General features: G+C 38.2%; 19 protein-coding genes and 1 tRNA gene. 10 read left to right on the top strand and 10 right to left on the bottom strand.

Features of this window, described 5'->3' with window-relative positions; genetic code table 11:
• Position 1 precedes the first annotated feature (1 nt).
• From J0M37_07335 to J0M37_07310, 6 genes are all read left to right on the top strand, one after another.
• The gene (locus J0M37_07335; GenBank protein ID MBN8584894.1) at positions 2-1,012 is read left to right on the top strand and encodes an ABC transporter permease; all 1,011 of its coding nucleotides are present in this window, start codon (positions 2-4) and stop codon (positions 1,010-1,012) included.
• Positions 1,013-1,108: 96 nt separating this feature from the next.
• Entirely contained in the window at positions 1,109-2,167 is a 1,059-nt protein-coding gene (locus J0M37_07330; protein MBN8584893.1) for an ABC transporter permease, read from the top strand.
• Positions 2,168-2,242: 75 nt separating this feature from the next.
• Positions 2,243-2,470 (top strand): DUF2795 domain-containing protein, encoded by a 228-nt coding sequence (locus tag J0M37_07325; GenBank protein ID MBN8584892.1) that lies wholly within the window; start codon positions 2,243-2,245, stop codon positions 2,468-2,470.
• A 63-nt stretch (positions 2,471-2,533) separates the two neighbouring features.
• Positions 2,534-4,543 carry a BamA/TamA family outer membrane protein gene (locus J0M37_07320; protein MBN8584891.1) on the top strand — a complete coding sequence of 670 codons (2,010 nt, stop codon included), beginning with the start codon at positions 2,534-2,536 and terminating at the stop codon, positions 4,541-4,543.
• Between the two features lie 17 nt (positions 4,544-4,560).
• Complete coding sequence (locus J0M37_07315) at positions 4,561-5,691, top strand: AAA family ATPase (protein MBN8584890.1); 1,131 nt, start codon at positions 4,561-4,563, stop codon at positions 5,689-5,691.
• A 109-nt stretch (positions 5,692-5,800) separates the two neighbouring features.
• Entirely contained in the window at positions 5,801-6,016 is a 216-nt protein-coding gene (locus tag J0M37_07310; protein MBN8584889.1) for a YXWGXW repeat-containing protein, read from the top strand.
• Between the two features lie 92 nt (positions 6,017-6,108).
• On the opposite strand, the gene J0M37_07305 is transcribed toward J0M37_07310, so the two are convergent.
• Both J0M37_07305 and J0M37_07300 read right to left on the bottom strand, forming a co-directional pair.
• On the bottom strand, positions 6,109-7,074 hold the full coding sequence (locus J0M37_07305; GenBank protein ID MBN8584888.1) for an MBL fold metallo-hydrolase: 966 nt from the start codon (positions 7,072-7,074) through the stop codon (positions 6,109-6,111).
• Positions 7,074-7,694: a hypothetical protein gene (locus J0M37_07300; GenBank protein MBN8584887.1), complete on the bottom strand. Its 621-nt coding sequence runs from the start codon at positions 7,692-7,694 to the stop codon at positions 7,074-7,076. The genes J0M37_07305 and J0M37_07300 overlap by 1 nt, the downstream gene beginning before the upstream one ends.
• A 57-nt stretch (positions 7,695-7,751) precedes the next feature.
• Between J0M37_07300 and J0M37_07295 the strand changes: the two genes are divergently transcribed.
• Both J0M37_07295 and J0M37_07290 read left to right on the top strand, forming a co-directional pair.
• Entirely contained in the window at positions 7,752-8,825 is a 1,074-nt protein-coding gene (locus tag J0M37_07295; protein MBN8584886.1) for a CehA/McbA family metallohydrolase, read from the top strand.
• Positions 8,826-8,871: 46 nt separating this feature from the next.
• The gene (locus J0M37_07290; GenBank protein MBN8584885.1) at positions 8,872-10,386 is read left to right on the top strand and encodes an amidophosphoribosyltransferase; all 1,515 of its coding nucleotides are present in this window, start codon (positions 8,872-8,874) and stop codon (positions 10,384-10,386) included.
• A 3-nt stretch (positions 10,387-10,389) separates the two neighbouring features.
• Here the strand turns inward: J0M37_07290 and ruvA are convergent, their stop codons facing one another.
• The 8 genes from ruvA to J0M37_07250 form a co-directional block, all read right to left on the bottom strand.
• Positions 10,390-11,001 (bottom strand): Holliday junction branch migration protein RuvA, encoded by a 612-nt coding sequence (gene ruvA, locus J0M37_07285; GenBank protein ID MBN8584884.1) that lies wholly within the window; start codon positions 10,999-11,001, stop codon positions 10,390-10,392.
• 223 nt (positions 11,002-11,224) lie between these two features.
• Positions 11,225-11,782 (bottom strand): crossover junction endodeoxyribonuclease RuvC, encoded by a 558-nt coding sequence (gene ruvC, locus J0M37_07280; GenBank protein MBN8584883.1) that lies wholly within the window; start codon positions 11,780-11,782, stop codon positions 11,225-11,227.
• Positions 11,783-11,820: 38 nt separating this feature from the next.
• Positions 11,821-12,576 (bottom strand): YebC/PmpR family DNA-binding transcriptional regulator, encoded by a 756-nt coding sequence (locus J0M37_07275; protein MBN8584882.1) that lies wholly within the window; start codon positions 12,574-12,576, stop codon positions 11,821-11,823.
• 89 nt (positions 12,577-12,665) lie between these two features.
• Positions 12,666-14,450, bottom strand: a complete 1,785-nt coding sequence (gene recJ, locus J0M37_07270) for a single-stranded-DNA-specific exonuclease RecJ (protein MBN8584881.1) — start codon at positions 14,448-14,450, stop codon at positions 12,666-12,668.
• Between the two features lie 23 nt (positions 14,451-14,473).
• A tRNA-Leu gene (locus J0M37_07265) sits at positions 14,474-14,557 on the bottom strand.
• Between the two features lie 322 nt (positions 14,558-14,879).
• Entirely contained in the window at positions 14,880-15,518 is a 639-nt protein-coding gene (locus J0M37_07260; protein MBN8584880.1) for a TlpA family protein disulfide reductase, read from the bottom strand.
• A gap of 15 nt (positions 15,519-15,533) precedes the next feature.
• Positions 15,534-16,466: a hypothetical protein gene (locus tag J0M37_07255; GenBank protein MBN8584879.1), complete on the bottom strand. Its 933-nt coding sequence runs from the start codon at positions 16,464-16,466 to the stop codon at positions 15,534-15,536.
• A 78-nt stretch (positions 16,467-16,544) separates the two neighbouring features.
• On the bottom strand, positions 16,545-17,204 hold the full coding sequence (locus tag J0M37_07250; GenBank protein MBN8584878.1) for a sigma-70 family RNA polymerase sigma factor: 660 nt from the start codon (positions 17,202-17,204) through the stop codon (positions 16,545-16,547).
• Between the two features lie 324 nt (positions 17,205-17,528).
• Between J0M37_07250 and J0M37_07245 the strand changes: the two genes are divergently transcribed.
• Together J0M37_07245 and J0M37_07240 are read left to right on the top strand one after the other, a co-directional pair.
• The gene (locus J0M37_07245) at positions 17,529-18,431 is read left to right on the top strand and encodes a hypothetical protein (GenBank protein MBN8584877.1); all 903 of its coding nucleotides are present in this window, start codon (positions 17,529-17,531) and stop codon (positions 18,429-18,431) included.
• A 623-nt stretch (positions 18,432-19,054) separates the two neighbouring features.
• Entirely contained in the window at positions 19,055-20,071 is a 1,017-nt protein-coding gene (locus J0M37_07240) for a Gfo/Idh/MocA family oxidoreductase (protein ID MBN8584876.1), read from the top strand.
• The last annotated feature ends 143 nt before the right edge of the window (positions 20,072-20,214 follow it).

The raw sequence follows: 20,214 nt of genomic DNA, 5'->3' as shown, positions 1-20,214 counted from the left end.
AATGTCACAGTACATTTTAAAAAGAATCCTGTTATTTATACCAACGCTGATAGCTATCACAATTATTACGTTCACAATATCCAGGCTTGCGCCCGGTGACCCGACGGAATTAAAAGTTGGCGTAAGCGGAGAAAATATGAAAGCTGATGAAAAAAGTCAGCTTAATCAGCAGGCTAAGGATTATTATAAACAGAAATGGGGATTGGATAAACCGATCTATATGCAGTACTTAATCTGGCTTGGTAATATGGCTACCGGTGATTTCGGCAATTCATTTGTTGATAACCGCCCTGTTATGAGCAAGATCATGGAAAGAATTCCGGTTACTGCACCTATTACACTGATGGTAATATCATTAAGTTACCTCATTGCAATACCTATCGGTATCTATTCAGCAGCAAGACAATACAGCAAAATAGACAGGTTCTCTACTTTTATGCTGTTTGTATTTTATTCGCTCCCCTCTTTTTGGGTGGCTACAATGGCTATTGTATTCCTTGCAAATGTTGAATACATAAAAATATTTCCAACTTCAGGCTTATATACTTTAGGCTCTGAAAACTGGAGCTTTCTGGAAAAAGCATGGGACAGGATTTACCATCTTATTCTTCCGGTAACATGCAGTTCACTTGCAAGCTTTGCTTTCCTTTCAAGGCAGATGCGCGGAAGTATGCTTGAAGTTATCAGGCAGGATTATGTAAGAACAGCCCGGGCAAAAGGTCTGACTGAAAAAAAAGTTGTATTAAAACATGCGCTTCGCAATTCATTAATACCAATTATAACACTGCTCGGCGGTATTTTGCCCAGCCTTGTTGGCGGTTCAGTTATTATTGAATCAATTTTCAGTATCCCAGGTATCGGACAGCTTGCTTTCCAGGCATTAATTGCAAGAGATTACCCGCTTATTATGGCAGAGCTTGTTCTTGCGGCAGTTTTAACTATGTTCGGTTTGCTTTTAGTTGATATACTTTACGCAATTGTTGATCCAAGGATCGCGTTTTCTAAGAAATAAAAATTACTACTTCATATGGCAGATAAAGACAGAAAAGTCCCTGAAAGTGAATTTATAGCAGATAATACCATGGCAGGGGGACCCATGCCGCAAGGTATGGTAACCGAAGGAAATGAGATCCCCAAAAACGGCGAATCACAAAAAAGAAAAGTAGATCAGACTTACTGGTCTTTGGTTAAACACCAGTATAAAAAAAATAAGCTTGCAGTAGCTGCACTTTATGTAGTTTTTTTCCTGGTTGCTATGGCTTTAACCGCTGATTTTGTTGCTAACGATAAGCCGCTATACTGCAGTTATAAAGGTACAACCTATTTCCCCGTTATTAAGGAATATATGGTTGGGCTTGGACTTTCCAAATGGGAAGGAGATTTTTTGAATGTTGACTGGAAAACTTTAACTTTCGAATCCGCAATCTGGCCGCCTATAAAATATGCTCCGTCTAATGTTGATCTCTTCAATAACTCGGCTCCGCCTTCTATTGAATCAGGGCATTACCTGGGAACTGATGCTATCGGAAGAGATGTTCTCTCAGGCCTTATACACGGCTCAAGGGTATCACTTTCAGTTGGATTCATAGCAGCGGGTATCGCAATTTTTATCGGAGTATTGCTCGGCTCACTTGCCGGTTATTATGGCGGCAAAGTTGATCTTGTTATTATGCGCTTTGTTGAAATTATGCAGCTCTTCCCGTCATTCTTTCTTATTATTACGATTGTAGCATTGTATGGCTCGAGTATCTGGTACATTATGATAGCCATTGGGCTTACCAGCTGGACCGGAAATACTAAGCTGGTTAGAGGCGAAATATTGAAGGTAAGGAATATGGATTACGTACAGGCGGCGGTTTCACTCGGCCTTTCAAATGTTCGAATAATTTTCAGGCATGTTCTGCCAAACGCAATTGCCCCGGTACTTATAGCCGCATCATTTGAAATTGCAGGTGCAATTCTTTCAGAAGCAGGCTTAAGCTTCCTGGGTTTTGGTGTTGCAGCTACAAAAGTTACATGGGGTTCAGTGCTTTCTGAAGCAAGAGGCGCAACCAGTTCATGGTGGCTTGCTGTATTCCCGGGCTTTATGATATTTCTTACTGTAGTTGCCTACAACCTTGTAGGTGAAGGCTTAAGGGATGCACTCGATCCGCGCCTGAGAGATTAATTTTTTCCGTTTTTAGTTTCAACGATTTTTTAAAATAAACAAAACTTTAAACTATATTCAAAAGGAGAAGAAAATATGGTATGGACTCTGGAACTGGCTTCTTACCTTGATGATGCACCATGGCCGGCTAATAAAGCAGAGCTCATAGATTATGCAATAAGAACAGGCGCTCCGCAGGAGGTTATCGAAAACCTCAGGGATCTGGAAGATACCGATGAGCCCTACGAAAGCATTGAAGAGATCTGGCTTGACTATCCGACAAAAGAAGACTTTTTCTATGATGATGAAGAAAAGGATTTCTGATTTTTAAAAAGCTCAATATTTCAAAAACCCCGAGCCATCGGGGTTTTTTATACACTATTTTAATTGAAAAATTTTACTGCTAATATACTTTTTACGGCTATTTTTATCCTGTTAATGATTGCTGGCGATCTTTCAGCGCAGTCAAAAAAAACAGAAACAGGTGATATTGATTTTAAGTTCAAAAAAACCGAATCATTTTCAGAAGCTGCCCTGCTGGATATTATGCTCCTGCCCAGAGAAAAATATTTTAACCGTATTAACCTGGAAGAAGATATTCAGCGGCTGAATAAGTTTTATTTTGATAACGGCTTTTTTGATGCTGCTATAGATACCGTCACAAAGCTTGATAAAGATGATAATGAAATGGATATTACATTTATTATTATCGAAAATCCAAGGTATCTTATAAAAGAATTCAGACTGCAGGGACTTGATAAAATACCCGATAATATCAGGAACGAGATCAATGCCAACAGGCTTGTTGAACCGGGTACGCCTTATATAAAAAACAATATAAACAGAGAAAAAGACCGCATACTCGGAATCCTTCAGGATAACGGATATTTCTTCGCGCAGATAGATACCGTAAGAAGTAAAATTGATTCTTCCCGGAGAGGAATTATTATCGGTAAATTTTCGGAAGAAATGCAGAAAGACCCTGAATATAATGATAAAGTAATAGTCAGAATGAGATTTATCGGTACACAGGATGTTTACAGGTTTGGCAGAATAAAATTTAAAATAGAAAAAAATAATTACAATATTAGCCAAACTGTCGTTTCAAGGGAGCTTGCTTTTAAAGAAGGTGAAATTTTCAGCAGAAGCAAAATGATCGAAAGTGAAAAAAATTTCACAAAACTTGCAATTATTTCACTTGGTAGAGTAATTCCGGATTCAGTAAATACTGAAACAAAAATTGTAAATACTGAGGTAAATATAGAACTCAATAATAAATATGAGCTGACGCCCGGTATTTATACTTCTTATCAGTCTAACAGGCTGTTTCTCGGGGCAAACCTTGAATACAAAGATAAAGATTTTTTTGGAGGCGGCAGAACATTCAGTGTAACTACAGAAGGACTGTATAACTCAAAATATATTAATGGCATTACTTTGAGCTTCAACCTTTTTCAGCCGTTTTTATTCAATAATAATATTACCGCAACACTTACGCCTGAAATAGCATTTCTGAATCTGAATGAAGATATACAGGCAATAGTTTCCCAAAATCTGTTGAGATTAACATATTTTATATCAGATCATACCTTTTACAAAAATGCATACAGCGATGTTACTTTTGACTATTTACAATTAAAGCTGAACGTACTTGATACCAATACTGGACTGAAAAATGAAGAAAGGTTATATGTAGTTAACAGTATTTTAGGTTTAACTGTTATTCATAACAGCACAAATAATCTTTTTAACCCTTCAAACGGATTTTACCATTCTATAACAGGTGAATCCGCAGGAAATATTCCGAGGCTTATAAGTTTGTTTAACAAAAGTTTATATTACTCTCAGTATTTTAAGCTCAGTACCCTGAACAGCTTTTATTTTGATATTTCAGGTGGCAGGGCCGCAACTATTATAGCAACAAATTTTGAGCTGGGTGATATTATCGAATATGGCTCCGGTGAGAATATTGAACCTGTTACTCTGCCATATAAGTTCTTCATGGGCGGAGGCAACAGCCTCCGCGGCTGGCGCGCTCAAACAGGAGGCATTTTAGCAGACCCTGAACAGGGGGGTAAGTTTATACTTGAAGGCAGCCTTGAACTCAGAAGAAAACCATTTCCCGATAGAAGCTTTCTTGCCCCGGTATGGGGAGTATTATTTCTGGATTACGGCAATGTATGGGAAAGTGACGGGAAATTTAAATTTAATCAAATTGCTCTTGCTGCCGGATTAGGTATCAGGTATGATACCTTCGTTGGACCTGTTAGAATTGATCTTGGCTTTAAGCTTTATGATCCGCAGGCCGGTGAGGGAAACAAATGGTTATGGCAGCAGCCTTCAAATATTTTTAAAAATAAATTCGCAGTTCATTTTGGACTGGGCAATGCTTTTTAGACTGGATATTACCCTCTATGTGGAAAAATATAATAGGTCAGTCACAGGTTGTTGAAAAGCTTAAGTCAATATTTCTAAGCGGTAAAGCTGCTCACGCTTATCTGTTTGAAGGCACTGATGGAGTTGGCAAAGATGCTGCCGCTATCGAGTTTGCAAAGCTTCTGAATTGTACTCAGCCTGTAAACGGCAATGAAGCCTGCGATAAATGCGATAATTGCAGAAAAATATCTTCATTCCGCTCAGAATATTTCAAGCTTATAACTGCTCTGCCCGCTTCAAAAACTGATGAATCTGAAAGTGACCCTGTTGATAAGCTTGCCGCTTCTGATTTTGATGAATATATGGAACAAATTGCTTTGAAATCTGAAAATCCTTACCACCGTATCAGCATATCCGGGGCAAACAACATCAGGATCAACAGCATTCGTGATCTGGTAAGTAAAATTTATCTTTCTGCGCCTGCCGGATATAAAAAAGTATTCCTGATCTCAGAAGCCGATAAAATGAAGCAGGAAGCTGCTAATGCTTTGCTGAAAATACTCGAAGAGCCTCCCAAAAACAGCATGATAATCTTAACCACTTCAAAAGTAAATTCATTACCTCAAACAATTATTGGAAGGTGCCAAAGAATTCATTTTGAATCCTTAGAGGAAAGCTTAATTACAGATAAGCTCTTAGAAACCGGCGGCTATACAGAAAAACAGGTAAAGCTTGCTGCCAGGTTGTGTTTTGGCAGCTACAGCAGGGCAAATGACCTGCTGCAAATGGGAATTGAAGAACTTCGCAGCCAGGCGCTTGATTTCCTGGTTTCCCTGCTTAAAAATGATACAGCGCAGGTAATTTCTTTATGCAGAACAATTTCAGCTAAAAATGATAAAGAAAAAACCCGCCAGTTTTTATTCTTTTTGAATATATGGATAAGAGACCTGTTAAGAGTAAAAGCAGCAGGCTCATCGGAAAGCGGAATGCTGGTTAACTATGACCTCGCTGAAAGGCTCGGTAAGTTAAATACTAATTTCCCTGAAAGTGATATCTTCAACATTGTTCTTCAGCTTGAAGAAGCTGAAAAATTGATTGGCCAGAATGTACAGCTCACTTTAATCCTTGTAAATTTATCTATTAAATTAAAAAAATACTTCAGAAAGTAACAAGTTTTACTTGTTAAAATAATTTTATTTCCCCTTTTAAACCTTTTTAAATTTCTCCTGTCTAATTTACAAAAGATACAGTTAATCATTTAACTAAAGGAGAAATTTTATGAAAACCATCAAACTAACATTATTAACAATTACGGCAATATTTGTTTTATTATTTGGTTTTTCAGGAAATTCCATTTCATCTGAAATGAATAAATCAGCAGAAATCAGTAATACAGTTAAACCCGGTCCAAAATATGTCTGGGTACCGGGTCATTACAAACATAACAAACACGGAAAGCTTTTTTGGATTCCGGGTCACTGGAAAAGAGTATAATAGTCATCAAAACTTTAAGTTTTTTTTAGATCAGCATTACCTCAATATCCCCGGAAAGTCCGCTTCCCAAAATGCGGGCTTTCACTTTTTTATTATTTTCTCAGATAAATTTCCTGTTCCCCTATTTCAAGGATCTTTATAAATTCCCCCGCTTTGTTATTTTTAATAATTTCTCTGAAAGCATAAACCGGCTCCATCGGGTCTGCCTGGGCAAAGTGAAGTGTACCGTAGTGAATCGGCAGCATATGTTTAGCCTTCATATCTTTAAATATATCATAAGCATCCACAGGGAATACGTGGTTATAGGTACCGCATTGTTTACAATCGGCGCACGGACCAATAGGTATCAACGCAAGATCAATTTTATATAATTCACCGAGCTTTTTAAATTTTTGGTTATCATATCCTGTATCACCTGCAAAATATACTGTCATGCAGTTATATTCCAGAATATAGCCTGTAAATGCATTATCACCCCAAACATAACCATCAATTCCGTACCTGCCGCCCCAATGCTGCGCAAATACTGTTGTTACTTTTATGCCGTTTATTATTCTGGTTTCGCCGGTTATACCTGATTCATATCCGTTATTATTTTTCATTCTTACCAGGTTCATATCATAAGCAGGCAGGTAATTTTCAAGGTCTTCGGGAAAAACCAGTGCGGTTTTATTGCTTTTTTCTTCCAGCATTTCCAGGCTGGCTAGATTTAAATGATCAAAATGTGAATGTGAGATCAGTATCAGGTCACAAGGTGGAATATTTTCCACATCTATTCCCGGCTCAACAACTCTTCTTGCAAACTCTCCTGCAGTTTCGGTTAAAAAAGGATCTGTGATTATGACCTTATCATCCATCTGTAATAATACTGTAGCATGTCCAATCCAAAGAGCTGAAAGTCTTACATCGGGCTTTAAAGGTTCTTTAATTTTATTTTTAACTTTACGCGGACTTTCAAAAAATGTCGGAACATTCTTAACTGCTACCAATAAAAGGTTGCAGCCCGGTAAAGCTGATAATGATAATAATAATAAAAGATATGTTATGTTTTTTTTCATTAATAATATTTTATATACAGCCCAATATTATATCTGCTCAGCCCGTTTGTATTATACTGAAATTTCAGCCCCATCATTCCGAAAAAACTGTAAATTCCTGCTTCATAGGTGATACCTTCATATTTTTTTTCTTCTGACTGCTGATTATAATATCCGCCGCCGGCTGAAATAGCCAGATACTCTCCTTTGTGAAACACCGGCAGCACCAAACGAACTCCGGCATTATACATAAATTTTTTGAGGTTGTTATTCCTGAATCCACCCGGAATAAATGAAGGTTCAAAATAAGTTTCTATAGAACCTGAAAAGCGTTTATTTGGCTTAATGAAGAGAAAATTCAGGGGAGATACATATTTATTTGTGTTAAATGAATAAGAAACAGGCACTACGTGCCACTGAAGACCGAATTTTAATTTTGCCTTTTCTTCATTACTGTCATCGTAAAACACAGGTGAGGGAATGCACTGCAGTAAAGCCCAGCTTCCGTACTTAAGCAGTAAATTTTCCTCTTTTAACTGGCTGTATATAATTTCAGGACAAAAAAATCCGGTTAAAATTATGAAAAATACGAGTTTCTTAATACTTAGCCTGCTTTGTTTCATAGATATACAATAATACATTTATATTAATTACTTTTAAAGTTATTTTTGTTCTTAATCCAATAATTCAGGTCTAAAATGTACGAATACGCAGGTGCGGTACATATACATTCTGTTTATTCAGATGGAACAGGAAAAATTGAAGATATTGCCAAAGCGGCAAATGATTCTGACCTGGATTTCATCTTAATGACCGACCATAATACTCTGCAGCCTATCATAGATGGTTATGAAAAATGGCTGAATAATGTTATGGTTATTATTGGCTATGAAGTTAATGATATGGCTAATAAAAATCACTACCTTACATTTGGATTGAAAGAAGTTATCGGTACTTACCGTGAGCTTGGAAACGGAGAGCTGGGCTGCAAACTTTCTGCAAAAGAATATGTTAAGCAGATAAAGGAAAAAGGCGGTATTGGTTTTTTAGCTCATCCCGATGAAGAACGCTCCCATTTGCCTGAACATCCCTCTTATCCATGGATCGAAGAAACTGATGATTATACGGGAATTGAGATCTGGAACCATATGAGTGAATGGATAGAAGGAATGGACGAAGGCAATAAAATTGACCGCTTTCTTCATCCCCTTAAATCAATTATTGCTCCTTCTGCCAAAACACTTAAAAGATGGGATGATGCCGCTATGAGCAGGCATGTGACCGGTATTGGCGGAGTTGACGCTCATGCACTCAAACAGAACGTTTTAGGATTTTTTGAGGTTGAAATATTTGCATATAAGGTTTTATTCAAGTCAATCAGGACACATGTTTTGCTTGATGAAGAAATATCAAAAAACAATTCAGCTTCATTTGAAAAGGATAAAACCAAAATTCTTGATGCGCTAAGGTACGGAAAATGTTTCGTTGCAAATTTTTACAACGGTAGTGCACGCGGTTTCAGGTTTTATGCTGAATTCAGGGGAATAACATGCAATATGGGCGATACTATTACAGCTAAAGGTGAAAATGTGATACTTCGTGCGCTGGTGCCAAAAGAATGTGATATAAAACTTATTCATAACGGCAATTTGCTGAACCAGACCAAAGGCATGAATGCAGCCTGGGATGTAAAAGAGCCCGGTATTTACAGAGTTGAATGCTGGACAGCTTCAAGAGGTTGGATATTTTCAAATCATATCAGAATAATTTAAAAATTTATATATAAAATTGGAAATTAAATTGATCAGCTCCAAAGGCATGGATTCAGATCCTAAAGATTTTGACGGCGATGATAAACCGCACAGTAACTGCGCTATATTCGGCATATATGACCACCCGCAGGCTGCCGTTATGACTTATTACGGACTGCACTCGCAGCAGCACCGCGGGCAGGAAGCTTCCGGCATATGCGCTTCTGAAAAGCTGGATAACGGCAGGTACAGGTTCAACATTCATAAAGGACACGGCATTGCACTCAACGTATTTTCAGGGAAAAATATTTTAACAAATGTACTCAAAGGCTCAGCAGCTATCGGCCATAACCGTTATTCCACCACCGGTGCATCGGATAGCCGCGCTAATATTCAGCCCTTTAAAGTTAATTTTAAAGAAGGACATTTGGCGCTTTCACACAACGGTAATTTTACCAACACCCGCGAGCTAAGGGAAAAGCTGCAGAATGAAGGTACATTGTTTCAGACTTCAACAGACAGCGAAATTTTCCTTCATCTGATTGCCCGCTCGCGTGAAAATGAAATGATAGATAAGATCCTCGATGCTGCCAGGCAGATAAGGGGCGCTTATTCAATTATACTTATAACTGATGATAAGCTCTTTGCTATCAGGGATCCCTATGCCGTAAGGCCACTTTCCATGGCGAAGCTGGGCTCCAGCTTTGTATTTGCATCTGAAACCTGTGCATTTGATATCATAAACGCTGATTATATCCGCGATCTGAAAGCCGGTGAAGTTATTCAGATTGATGATGAAGTGATCAGAACCGGCGAAGTTAAATCTTTTTTCATCGATAAAAAACCTGAAACAAAACACTGTATTTTTGAATATATCTATTTCTCACGCCCTGATTCTACAATTTTCGGGCATACAGTGGATAAGGTCCGCAGAAAGCTGGGGAAAAACCTGTCAATTGAAAAACCTGCACCAAAAGCGAACATCGAAGATAAAAAAGTAGTTGTAATAAGCGTACCGGATTCAAGCAATACCGCTGCGCTTGGTTTCGTTACTGAAACCATAAAAAGCAATCCTTATGTTAAGCTGGAGCTTGGTTTAATAAGAAGCCATTATATCGGCAGAACATTTATTCAGCCCGGGCAGGATAACAGGGAAATAAAAGTAAAAGCAAAATTCAATACTGTTAAATCTGTTCTCAAAGACAGGATTGTTGTAATAGTTGATGATTCAATAGTAAGGGGAACTACTGCCCGGCAGCTTGTAAAGCTGGTGAAAGAAGCCGGCCCAAAAGAAATTCATTTAAGAATAACATCACCGCCGATAATTTCACCGTGTTATTACGGCATGGATTTCCCTTCAAAAAGCGAGCTTATCGCTAACCAGTGTGATAGGGATCTAGAGAAGATCAGGGAATATCTCGATGTGAATTCAGTTGAGTATTTATCGCTTGATAAGCTGCATGATTCAGTGCCGCAGGGTATTAATAAGCATGGCGAAAAGATAAGTTACTGTGATGCATGTTTCAGCGGTAATTACCCGATACCTATTGAAGAAATAGAAAAAACAGAATTTGAGGGATAGCTGTCATTTCCCTCTTAAAATTTCGCGAACCGCTGCTTCTGTCGGCATATCCATAAAATCACTGCGTGATGAAATGGTTCTGACCATTTTATCAGCTTCAAGCCTGTTGTAGCCAAGCGCCATAAGCGCTCCAATTACCTCAGATGCCTTGCCAAGCTCACCAAGCTTTCCTGAATTTAAATTAACGCCTGCTGTTTCAGTTTCAACTTTGCCCAGCTTATCTTTAAGCTCCACAGCAAGCCTTTCAGCTGTTTTTTTACCCACACCTGAAATTGAGGTCAATGGATGATAATTACCCTTTGATATCATATCGATTAAGTCATTATAACTGATAGCTGAAAGGATACTCAGCCCGGTTTTGGGACCAATACCTGATACCGAGATGATCTGCCTGAAGCACTCTCTTTCTGCTTCATCACGGAAGCCGTAAAGCGTTACTGAAAACGGGTTATCTTTTATATTCAGGTGAACAGAAATCATTACTTCATCACCTATGCTTCCGGTATTTTCAATTGTTCCCAAAGTACAGTTAATACTGTAGCCTATTCCGCCCGCCTCAACTATTAATTGCGCAGCCTTTTTGTTAATGAGCTTACCTTTTATATAATCTATCATTAATCTTTAATAATAAAATCTCAATACTTTTAATAAAAAATAGTATTGTATCAATCTTTTTAATTTTTCACACCAGCCTTACAGAAGTAAGAGTAGAAAGTTTTCACGCTTGCCTTACTGAGCGCAGCGATTGAAGATTTCACGTTTGACGTTTGACGTTTCACATTTCACGTTTGACGTTTCACATTTCACGTTTGACGCTTCACATTTCACGTTTGACGTTTCACGTTTGCACTTTAACTTTTTTCGGATTCTCCTTCACATAGGCTTCCCAGCTGCTGCCTTTGGATTTTTTAATACTGCCGCCAAGCATTTTATTGTGATGGCAAATTGCCACTGCAATTGCGTCTGAAATATCGGTTTGTTTGGGGAGTGAATTAATATCAATATTCAGTATGCTGCAAACCATAAATCTTACCTGTTCCTTTGAAGCGGCTCCCAGGCCTGAAACTGATTTTTTAACCTCGCGGGGTGAGTATTCTGTGGTGGGAATCTGTTTATTTACTGCAGCAAGTATAGAAACTCCCCTTGCGTGACCCAGTTTTAATGTTGACTGAACATTTTTGCTGTAAAACGCGGTTTCAATTGCAAATTCATCCGGTTTATATTCCTCGATCACATCAACCAGTGAATCATATATCTGTTTTAATCTAACGGGAAATTTATTTTTGGCGGGTATTTTAATGACATCGCAGCACAGCATTTCCAGCTTTTCGTTTACACCGCTTATTACGGCATAACCCGTAAAAAGCGTTCCGGGATCAACTCCAAGTATTATCAATTTGAAATTTGTAATTTGAAATTTGTAATTGTATTACCTTATCCAAATTCTTCCATTACCTTCTCATCAATATCAGCGTTTGAATAAACATTCTGCACATCATCGTTATCTTCTATTACGCTTATCAGCTTTATTGTGGATTCAGCAGCACCGCCTTCAACCTTTGTGGTTTGTTTAGGCACATATTGCAGCGAAGCGCTTTCTATCTTAGCGCCGTTTAGTCCTGATGCTTCGATTGCTTTTCTTACAGTTTCAAAGTTTTCAAGTGATGCTGTAACTTCATAAAAATCTTCTTCACCTTCCATATCATCAGCTCCGGCATCAAGTATAACATTCATCAGGTCATCTTCTGTGTAACTTCCTTTTGTAACGGTTATAACACCCTTGCGCTCAAAATTCCAGCTCACTGCGCCTGATTCAGCCAGATTGCCGCCGTGTTTTGAAAGCAAATGCCGCAGCTCTGCAACTGTACGGTTCTTGTTATCTGTCATTGATTCAATAATCAGCGCAACTCCGCCGGGTCCGTATCCTTCATATGTTATTTCATCATAGCTTACACCTTCAAGCTCGCCGGTTCCTTTTTTAATAGCCCTGGTAATATTATCTGCAGGCATATTGTTTGACTTGGCATTGTTTACTGCAAGTCTAAGCCTGGGATTCGCTTCGATATCACCGCCGCCTATCCTGGCAGCTACGGTAATTTCCTTGATTATTTTGGTGAATACTTTTCCCCTGGCAGCATCAATTGCGCCTTTTTTCCTTTTTATTGTTGACCACTTCGAGTGTCCTGACATACTTTGAAATAAAAATTTAGACTTTTAAAAATTGTTAATTTGAATTCGTAATTATTAATTCGTAATTACTCGATGCTATTTGTTCATTGTTAATTGATCTTAAGATCTCTTATCCTGAACTGTGTCTTTGTATTTCCGTTCCAGTGATTTTCCTCAACTGAATAAATAATATCAAGCTTTGTTCCGGTCTTTAAATGATAGCGTGAGCTCTCGTCAAGATCGGGTGACTGGTAGTAAACACAATCAAAGCTGTAATTATCAAACCTGTTTCCGTTTTGAGTTCCTTTTCTGACCTTAAATACAGTTGTTGAGCCGTTATATGTTTTAGGGTCCCCCACTATCTGCAGGTCACGGGTTAAAAATACCGGTGTCATATTTCCCGGTCCAAAAGGCTCAAAATGACTCAGTATTTTAACAAATCTCTGGTTCACTTCTGTTACATCAATTTCAGCATCAACCTTAATTTCAGGTATAAGCAGCTCTTTACCGCCTGCTGTATCATTTATGATACTTTTAGCTATCCTGTTAAATGTATTTCTGAATTCCTCAACCTTTTCAACTTCAATTTCTATTCCGGCTGCGTGAAAATGACCGCCAAACTGAACGACTGCACCGCATTCTTCAGATGTCCGCTTGATCGCTTCATAGATATTGAAATTATTTATGCTTCTGGCTGAACCTTTGGCATAACCGTTGAATGTTGTAAGTATGATTGAAGGCCTGTAATATTTCTCTACCATTCTTGAAGCTATTATACCAAGCACACCAGGGTGCCACTCAGGATTATGCAGCACAATTGCTACATCATCTTTTTCAGCGGTGTTTATACTGTTCACTTTGTAAGTTTCGTATGAGCTTTGCGCCTGCAGGTAAATTTCGCTGTCAATTTTTTTGCGGTTAGAATTTTCTTTCTCAAGCACGCTCATTAATTCTTCAGCTTCAGCTATTGACTTGCTGGTTAAGAACTTAACAGCCCTGGTAGCATCGCCAAGCCTGCCAACGGCATTTATGCGGGGTCCGATTGTGAACACAACGTTTGATGTTGTGATATGTTCAAGCTTTAAGCTTGAATTTTTAAATATTGTTGCAAAGCTGGGTCTTGGATTATTTAATATCTGCTTAAATCCATAGCTTATTAGCGTTCTGTTCTCATCAATTACCGGCACCATATCGGCAGCCGTTGCAACGGCAACAAAATCAAGAAGTGACTGCCAGTCATTCAGCTCAAGCTTTTTGCAAACAGCCTGTATAAGCTTAAACGCAACGCCTGTGCCGCAAAGACTCTTGAACGGGTAATTGCAGTCCGGCTGCAGCGCATCCAGAATAGCATACGCGTTTGGAAGAGTTGCCGGCGGCTGGTGATGGTCACATATTATCATATCAATACCAAGCGACTTGGCATAATCAACCTTATCAACTGCGGTAATGCCGCAATCGATGGCAACAATTAGCTTTATGCCAAGTGAATTAGCATGATCTATTCCAGTGTTGGATAGGCCATAACCATCTGTGAACCTATCGGGTATAAAAACTTCGTTGGGTACGCCTAGATCTCTTAAAAATGTGTGAAACATGGAAACCCCGGATGTACCGTCTACATCGTAGTCACCAAAGATAAGGATCTTTTCTTTATTCTTTATAACCTCTATTATCCTTTCGGAAGCGGTTTCCATTCCTTTCATAAGGAACGGGTCATAAAGATTTTTTAGATCATGGACGAAAAATTTCTTCGCATCAGCGCGTGAGTGTATTTTCCTCTCAACCAGAATTCTGGCTAAAGAGGCCGGTACGTTTATCTCCTGAGATAGATTATTAACCTTTTCTTCATCTTCTGCGCTTGATATTGTCCATTTCTTCCTGATTGCACTGGACATTCAATTTTTATTTATTTTTATAGTGCCCGGAGCGAGACTCGAACTCGCACTCCGTGACCGGAACTGCGCCCTGAACACAGCGTGTATACCAATTTCACCATCCGGGCTGGATATTTATATGTTAAATCAGGTAATTTTAAAGATATGAATACATATAAACTGTTAAATTTACTAAAATTTTAGCTAAATCTCAATTATATAATTGATGCTTAGCGTACAAATATACATAAAATTTGCCGAATTTATCGGCAGATTCTTAACTCTCCCACTAAGAGGGGGAGCTGGAGAGGGTATGTTTATCGCCGGCGTCGGTGTTCTCACCAACGTCTAAATTTGGTCAAAAGCCCAACGACGGCGTAAAGTTTACCAACAACTATAAATAAAAAAAGCCCGGCAAATACCGGGCTTTTAAAAAAACAATTATTATTCTTACAAATACTTATTAATTATACTCAAAAAGTCAGCTTTGCTTCTTGAACCCATTATTGCTTCAACAACTTTACCGTTCTTATCAATAATATATGTCTGCGGAACAACATTCTGGTTCTGCCCGGCAGCTGACATATACTTCGCCACAAGCTCATTTGGTTCAAACACCACAGTATATGAAAGATTGTTAGCTTTAAGGAAATTATTCAGAACTTCCTGGTTATCATCTACTGATACACCAATCATTTTAAAATCCTTATCCTTCAGCTCTGTTGAAATTGTCGAAAGGTCCGGAAGCTCTTTCCTGCATGGCGGGCACCATGTTGCCCAGAAGTTCAGCAGTATTACCTTGCCTTTGTAATCAGAAAGCTTCATTTCCTTGCCGTTCTCATCCCACTTAAAATCAACCATCTTATCTTTGGCTACATCCTTATCAACTTCTTTCACAACAAAAGAGCTGCCCGAAGCAGGCTTTGTATCCTGTTTCTGGTTATTTTGCTGTGTGTTCTGCTGCTGTGTATTCTGCTGCTGAGTGTTTTGTTTATTATCCTGCGGCTTAACATCGGTTTTTTCCGTTGTTTTTGAACAGTTAAAAGAAACTGCCGCTGCTGTTATTAATACTAAAATTAACCTGTACATTAAAATTTTTTATATTTATTTATTGAAACTTGTGAACGTTGAATACATTTCCTGCTTCGGCATTGTTGTCATGGAAGCGCATACATTATTTTCCTTGTACCAAAGTGTCATAGTGCAGTCGTTTTCATCAACCTCATCACACATGTAATACTGCGCTTTTTTAATTTCATTCTGTACGTCATCAGGCAGATCAAGGTTCTTTTTCTGCATGGCAGTTATCGGCACCTGCAGAATGTATATCATTGAGCCGTCATTGTTCTTATAAATTATGTGAGCAAGTTCCTGGCCTTTATAATCATTGCAAACAACACCTGCTATTTGGTAATTTTCAATCACGGGAACGTAAGGATCGAAATGCGCTTTTTCCATCACATACTTTTCAACCTCTGCTGCATTGCTTGATGTAAGCTGCGGCTTAACATCTCCCTTTAAAACTTTGTGGAAGCTGTTTACAGCCTGTACCATTATGCTTGATTCAGTGCCGGTTAAAATGTACGGATTGCGTGTTTTCTTTCCGCCTGAAAATACAACAAGACCCCCGATAATTACAAATGCAAGTATCGCAAATGCATATCTCGGAACGCCAATGAATTTTTCAGTGAATGCCTGTTTTAGTGATTCCCAGAAGGAAGGGTATTCAATTTCTGCTTCAGCTAAATTACCGCCGGCAGAAGAAGTATTGTATTTTTTTTTGGATTCCGCTATCATGTTATCAATTGAAAGCATTACTTTCTGATAAGTAACGGAAGGCAGCTCGACTTCAGGTAACCTGGTCCGTAAAAGATCTTTGGTCAGAACTTCTGCCTTATACTTGGCATTGAGCTTCTGATCTTTGCTTAAAAGGTCTTCAATTTGTTTCTTTAATTCGGGATCTGTAATTTGGTTATCTGCATAGGATGAAATTAACTCATCTATGTTAAAAGTAGTAGTATTTAGACCCATAGGCATAGTATTTGATGGTTTTTGATAATAACAATTTTCTCCGTCTAATTCCGGTTAAAAATAATGAATGCTGGTTTATGAGACCTACGCCATTGATTCAACCGAATAGCCCCTGGACTTTGCATAGTCCTGAAGCTTTTTCTGTAATATTTTTCTTCCTCTGTGAAGGCGGCTTCTAACCGTGCCTATCGGCACATCAAGGAACTCCGCTATTTCTTCATAGCTCAATCCTTCAAGATCGCACAGTATTACAACCGTTTTATAATCATCCTGCAGTGAATTAAGCGCGTTCATTAATTCATCATCAAGCAGGTTGCTGAACACCTTGTGTTCCAGATCGTTAGGATCAACTACATCATCTCTTATTGAATCGTAAAAGTTCTGAACATCTTCATAATCAACTTTTGAAGGCTCTTTTTTATTTTTACGGTACTTGTTGATATAACAATTCTTCATTATCCTGAACAGCCATGCTTTGCAGTTAGTTCCCCGTTCAAACTTGTGGAAAAACCTGAAAGCACGCATATAGGTATCCTGTACCAGGTCATCAGCTTCAAGCTGGTCACCGGTCATTCTTTGAGCGTAATTGAAGAGCAGCTTCATATGCGGCACAGCTTCCTTCTCAAAATCGCGCTTTCTGGCGTCTAATTCCGAAGGACTTAGCTCATCTAAAGGATTATCTTCACCTTCACTATATTCATCATTTTCAGGGGCTTCTGTGGGCTCTAAATTTTCAGGATTCATTATTTCTGCCTCACTTTTTATTTCTGCTGTTTTATTGATATCTGCCTCTTTGTTTATTTTTGACTCTTTTTTGGAGTTATCTTTTTTCAATAATTTCTCTTATTTTTAGTTCATTAAGTTAATGAATTTAATGCACTATTTCAAGCAATCCAATTTATATAAATTACCCAAAATAGTTACTATATAATATGATAAAATTTTCCATTATTAGGTGTAAATATTTGTAAATTGAGCTTAATTTTGCTCTCTCAGCCTAACATACGTTAGGGCGGAACACTATATATATTTTACAGTTTAAATCTATACATTAAACACTTCTATACAATGAAAAAGATTTTATTTTTTTGTTTATTTCTTATCTTTTTGGTATCTGACTGCAGACCGGCTGAAAATTCACCCGGTAGCTCCGGTATAAATAATAACACTAAAAAAGTTCAGCCTCCGGACAGCGTTACAATTAATTTCTCAGGCAGGATAAATGAGCTTACAGGAAAGCTTTCAACAGATTTTATCGTTAAAGAACATTCATATTTTGTTATTGCAAGCAACTTAAGCAAAGCGGAAACCGACAAGATACTTTCACAGACGATCGACCGTGCTGTTGATTGTTTTTACAACGACTACTTTCATACAAAACCAACTGAAGCCACAACTATCTTTCTTTTTAAAGATGATAAAACATACCGCTACTGGGCAAAGACTTTATATGATGACGATGACCTTTCAAAATACGGTTATTATAAGCCCTCAGAAAGAACTATGCTCATGAACATCAATACCGGAACCGGCACTTTGGTGCATGAAATGACACATGCGCTAGCGAGGTATGATTTCCCCGATATCCCTTCCTGGTTTAATGAAGGGCTTGGCTCGCTGTATGAAAGATGCTCGCTGAACAACAAAACTATCCTTGGTTATGTGAACTGGCGCCTTCCGGCGCTGCAGGATGCGATTGCTGATAAGAGTTATAAGTCAATTGAACGATTAATGAAAACCAATTGGGAAGAATTTTACAGTGATGGAAGCGATGTGAACTATTCCCAGGCAAGATATCTGTGCATGTACCTGCAGGAACAGGACCTGCTGAAAAAGTATTACAAACACTTTCGTGATACATATAATGATGATAACACCGGCATCAAACAAATGGAAAAGATAACCGGAAAATCAATAAGCGAGCTTGACGCAGATTACGTTGCATGGGTAAAGACTTTGAAATATGAATAAAGAAAATGCCAAATGACAAAGTTCAAAATGATATTAAAACCAAATGGTCTTATTTAAAACCCGCCTTTGAAAATTACTGTATATGTTTGTTGTTTGCAAAACTTCAACAAAAAAAATTTCTTAAATAATCAAAAACGGCCTATGAAAAACGGCGTTAAGAAACTCAAGAACGCATTTGATAAACGCAAAAAATCTGTTCGAGTCCGGCAGCAGCCGGACGAGTTATTTTTTGCGTCAATAGCGTTCGATGAGTTTTAGACGTTTTTCATCAGCCTTGACTTTTTTGGTTCTTGGCGCCTGTCCCGCACTTGATGCGGGATGTCAAGACAAAAAGAACATATAAATTTTTTTCAAAACTGGTATAAATATCAGATTATCCAAATTGTATTTGAATTAAGATAATGATTTGTAACTACCCCTCGCCCCGTAAAATCGCACCTATGGTGTGCATCAAGCGGAGCTCTTCCTCTCCTTAATAAAGGAGGGGAACCATTTGCATTAATATTAACTTGAAATACCCCTTCTTTTTCGGGATATTTGCATAAATCGTTCATCTAACCTCGTTCCTAATTCGACGCGGCGAACCAGTTTGGGAACGCAGAAACTTAAGTACATATTTTTTATTGAATAAACTCAGATTTGCAATAATAGGCTGCGGCAGAATAGCAATGCGTCATGCGGAAATAATAAACAGCATTGCTGAACTTTCCGCTGTATGTGATATAAAACCCGAACGGGTAAATGATTTTGCTCAGAAATATTCAGCTAAGCCTTATTCTGATATTGAATCACTCCTTGAAAATGAAAAAAATATAGATGTAGTATCGATATGCACTCCAAACTCATTTCATTCAGCACATACTATCCTTGTTTTAAATGCAGGCATAAATGTTCTGTGTGAAAAACCCATGGCTATCAGCGTAAGCGATTGCAAAAGGATGATGATTGAAGCCGATAAATCAGGGAAAGATCTTTTTATAGTTAAACAGAACCGTTTCAATCCGCCTGTAGCAGCTTTAAAAGAAGTGATAGTTTCCGGTAAGCTGGGAAAAATTTTGAATGTGGAGCTCAATTGTTTCTGGAACAGAAATGAGGAATATTACAGGCAATCAGACTGGAAAGGTAAAAAAGCTATCGATGGCGGAACATTGTTTACTCAGTTCTCGCATTTTATTGATCTGCTGTACTGGCTTATTGGTGATTTTAAAACATTGAGCGGTATAGGAAAAAATTATATTCATAGTGGTATAGTTGAATTTGAAGATACAGGAGTTGTAATTGGCGAATTTGAGAACGGTGCTTTGTGCACCATAAATTATACCGTCAACAGCCATAAGCAGAACATGGAAGGCTCAATTACCGTATTTGGCGAGAACGGAACAGTAAAAATAGGCGGTCAATATTTAAATGTACTGGAATACCAGTCTATAGATGGATTTAAAATAGAAGGTCTCCCCGCTTCGCGGCCCGCAAATGATTACGGATTCTACCAGGGCTCAATGAGTAACCATGAAAAGGTCTATGAAAATGTAATTGATGTATTAACTAAAGGCGGAACGATCGCTGCCAACGCATTTGAAGGTATGAAAACCGTTGAGATAATTGAGCGGATATATAAAAGCATGGAAGAAAATAAATAAAATGCCAAATTCCAAAGCTCAAATACCAAAAAACAAGAAATCAATTACAACTCCTAATACCATAAACCAGTTTTTAATATAAACCAGCTTAAAAGAATAAAACAATTGACCCCATTGGGGTCAATTGTTTTTATGTGCGACCC

Source organism: Ignavibacteria bacterium, from assembly GCA_017303675.1.
Taxonomy (GTDB): Bacteria; Bacteroidota; Ignavibacteria; order Tepidaquicellales; family OLB5; genus OLB5.
Note: the sequence above shows the minus strand (reverse complement) of the source record. Positions and strands in the feature narration are given on the sequence as shown.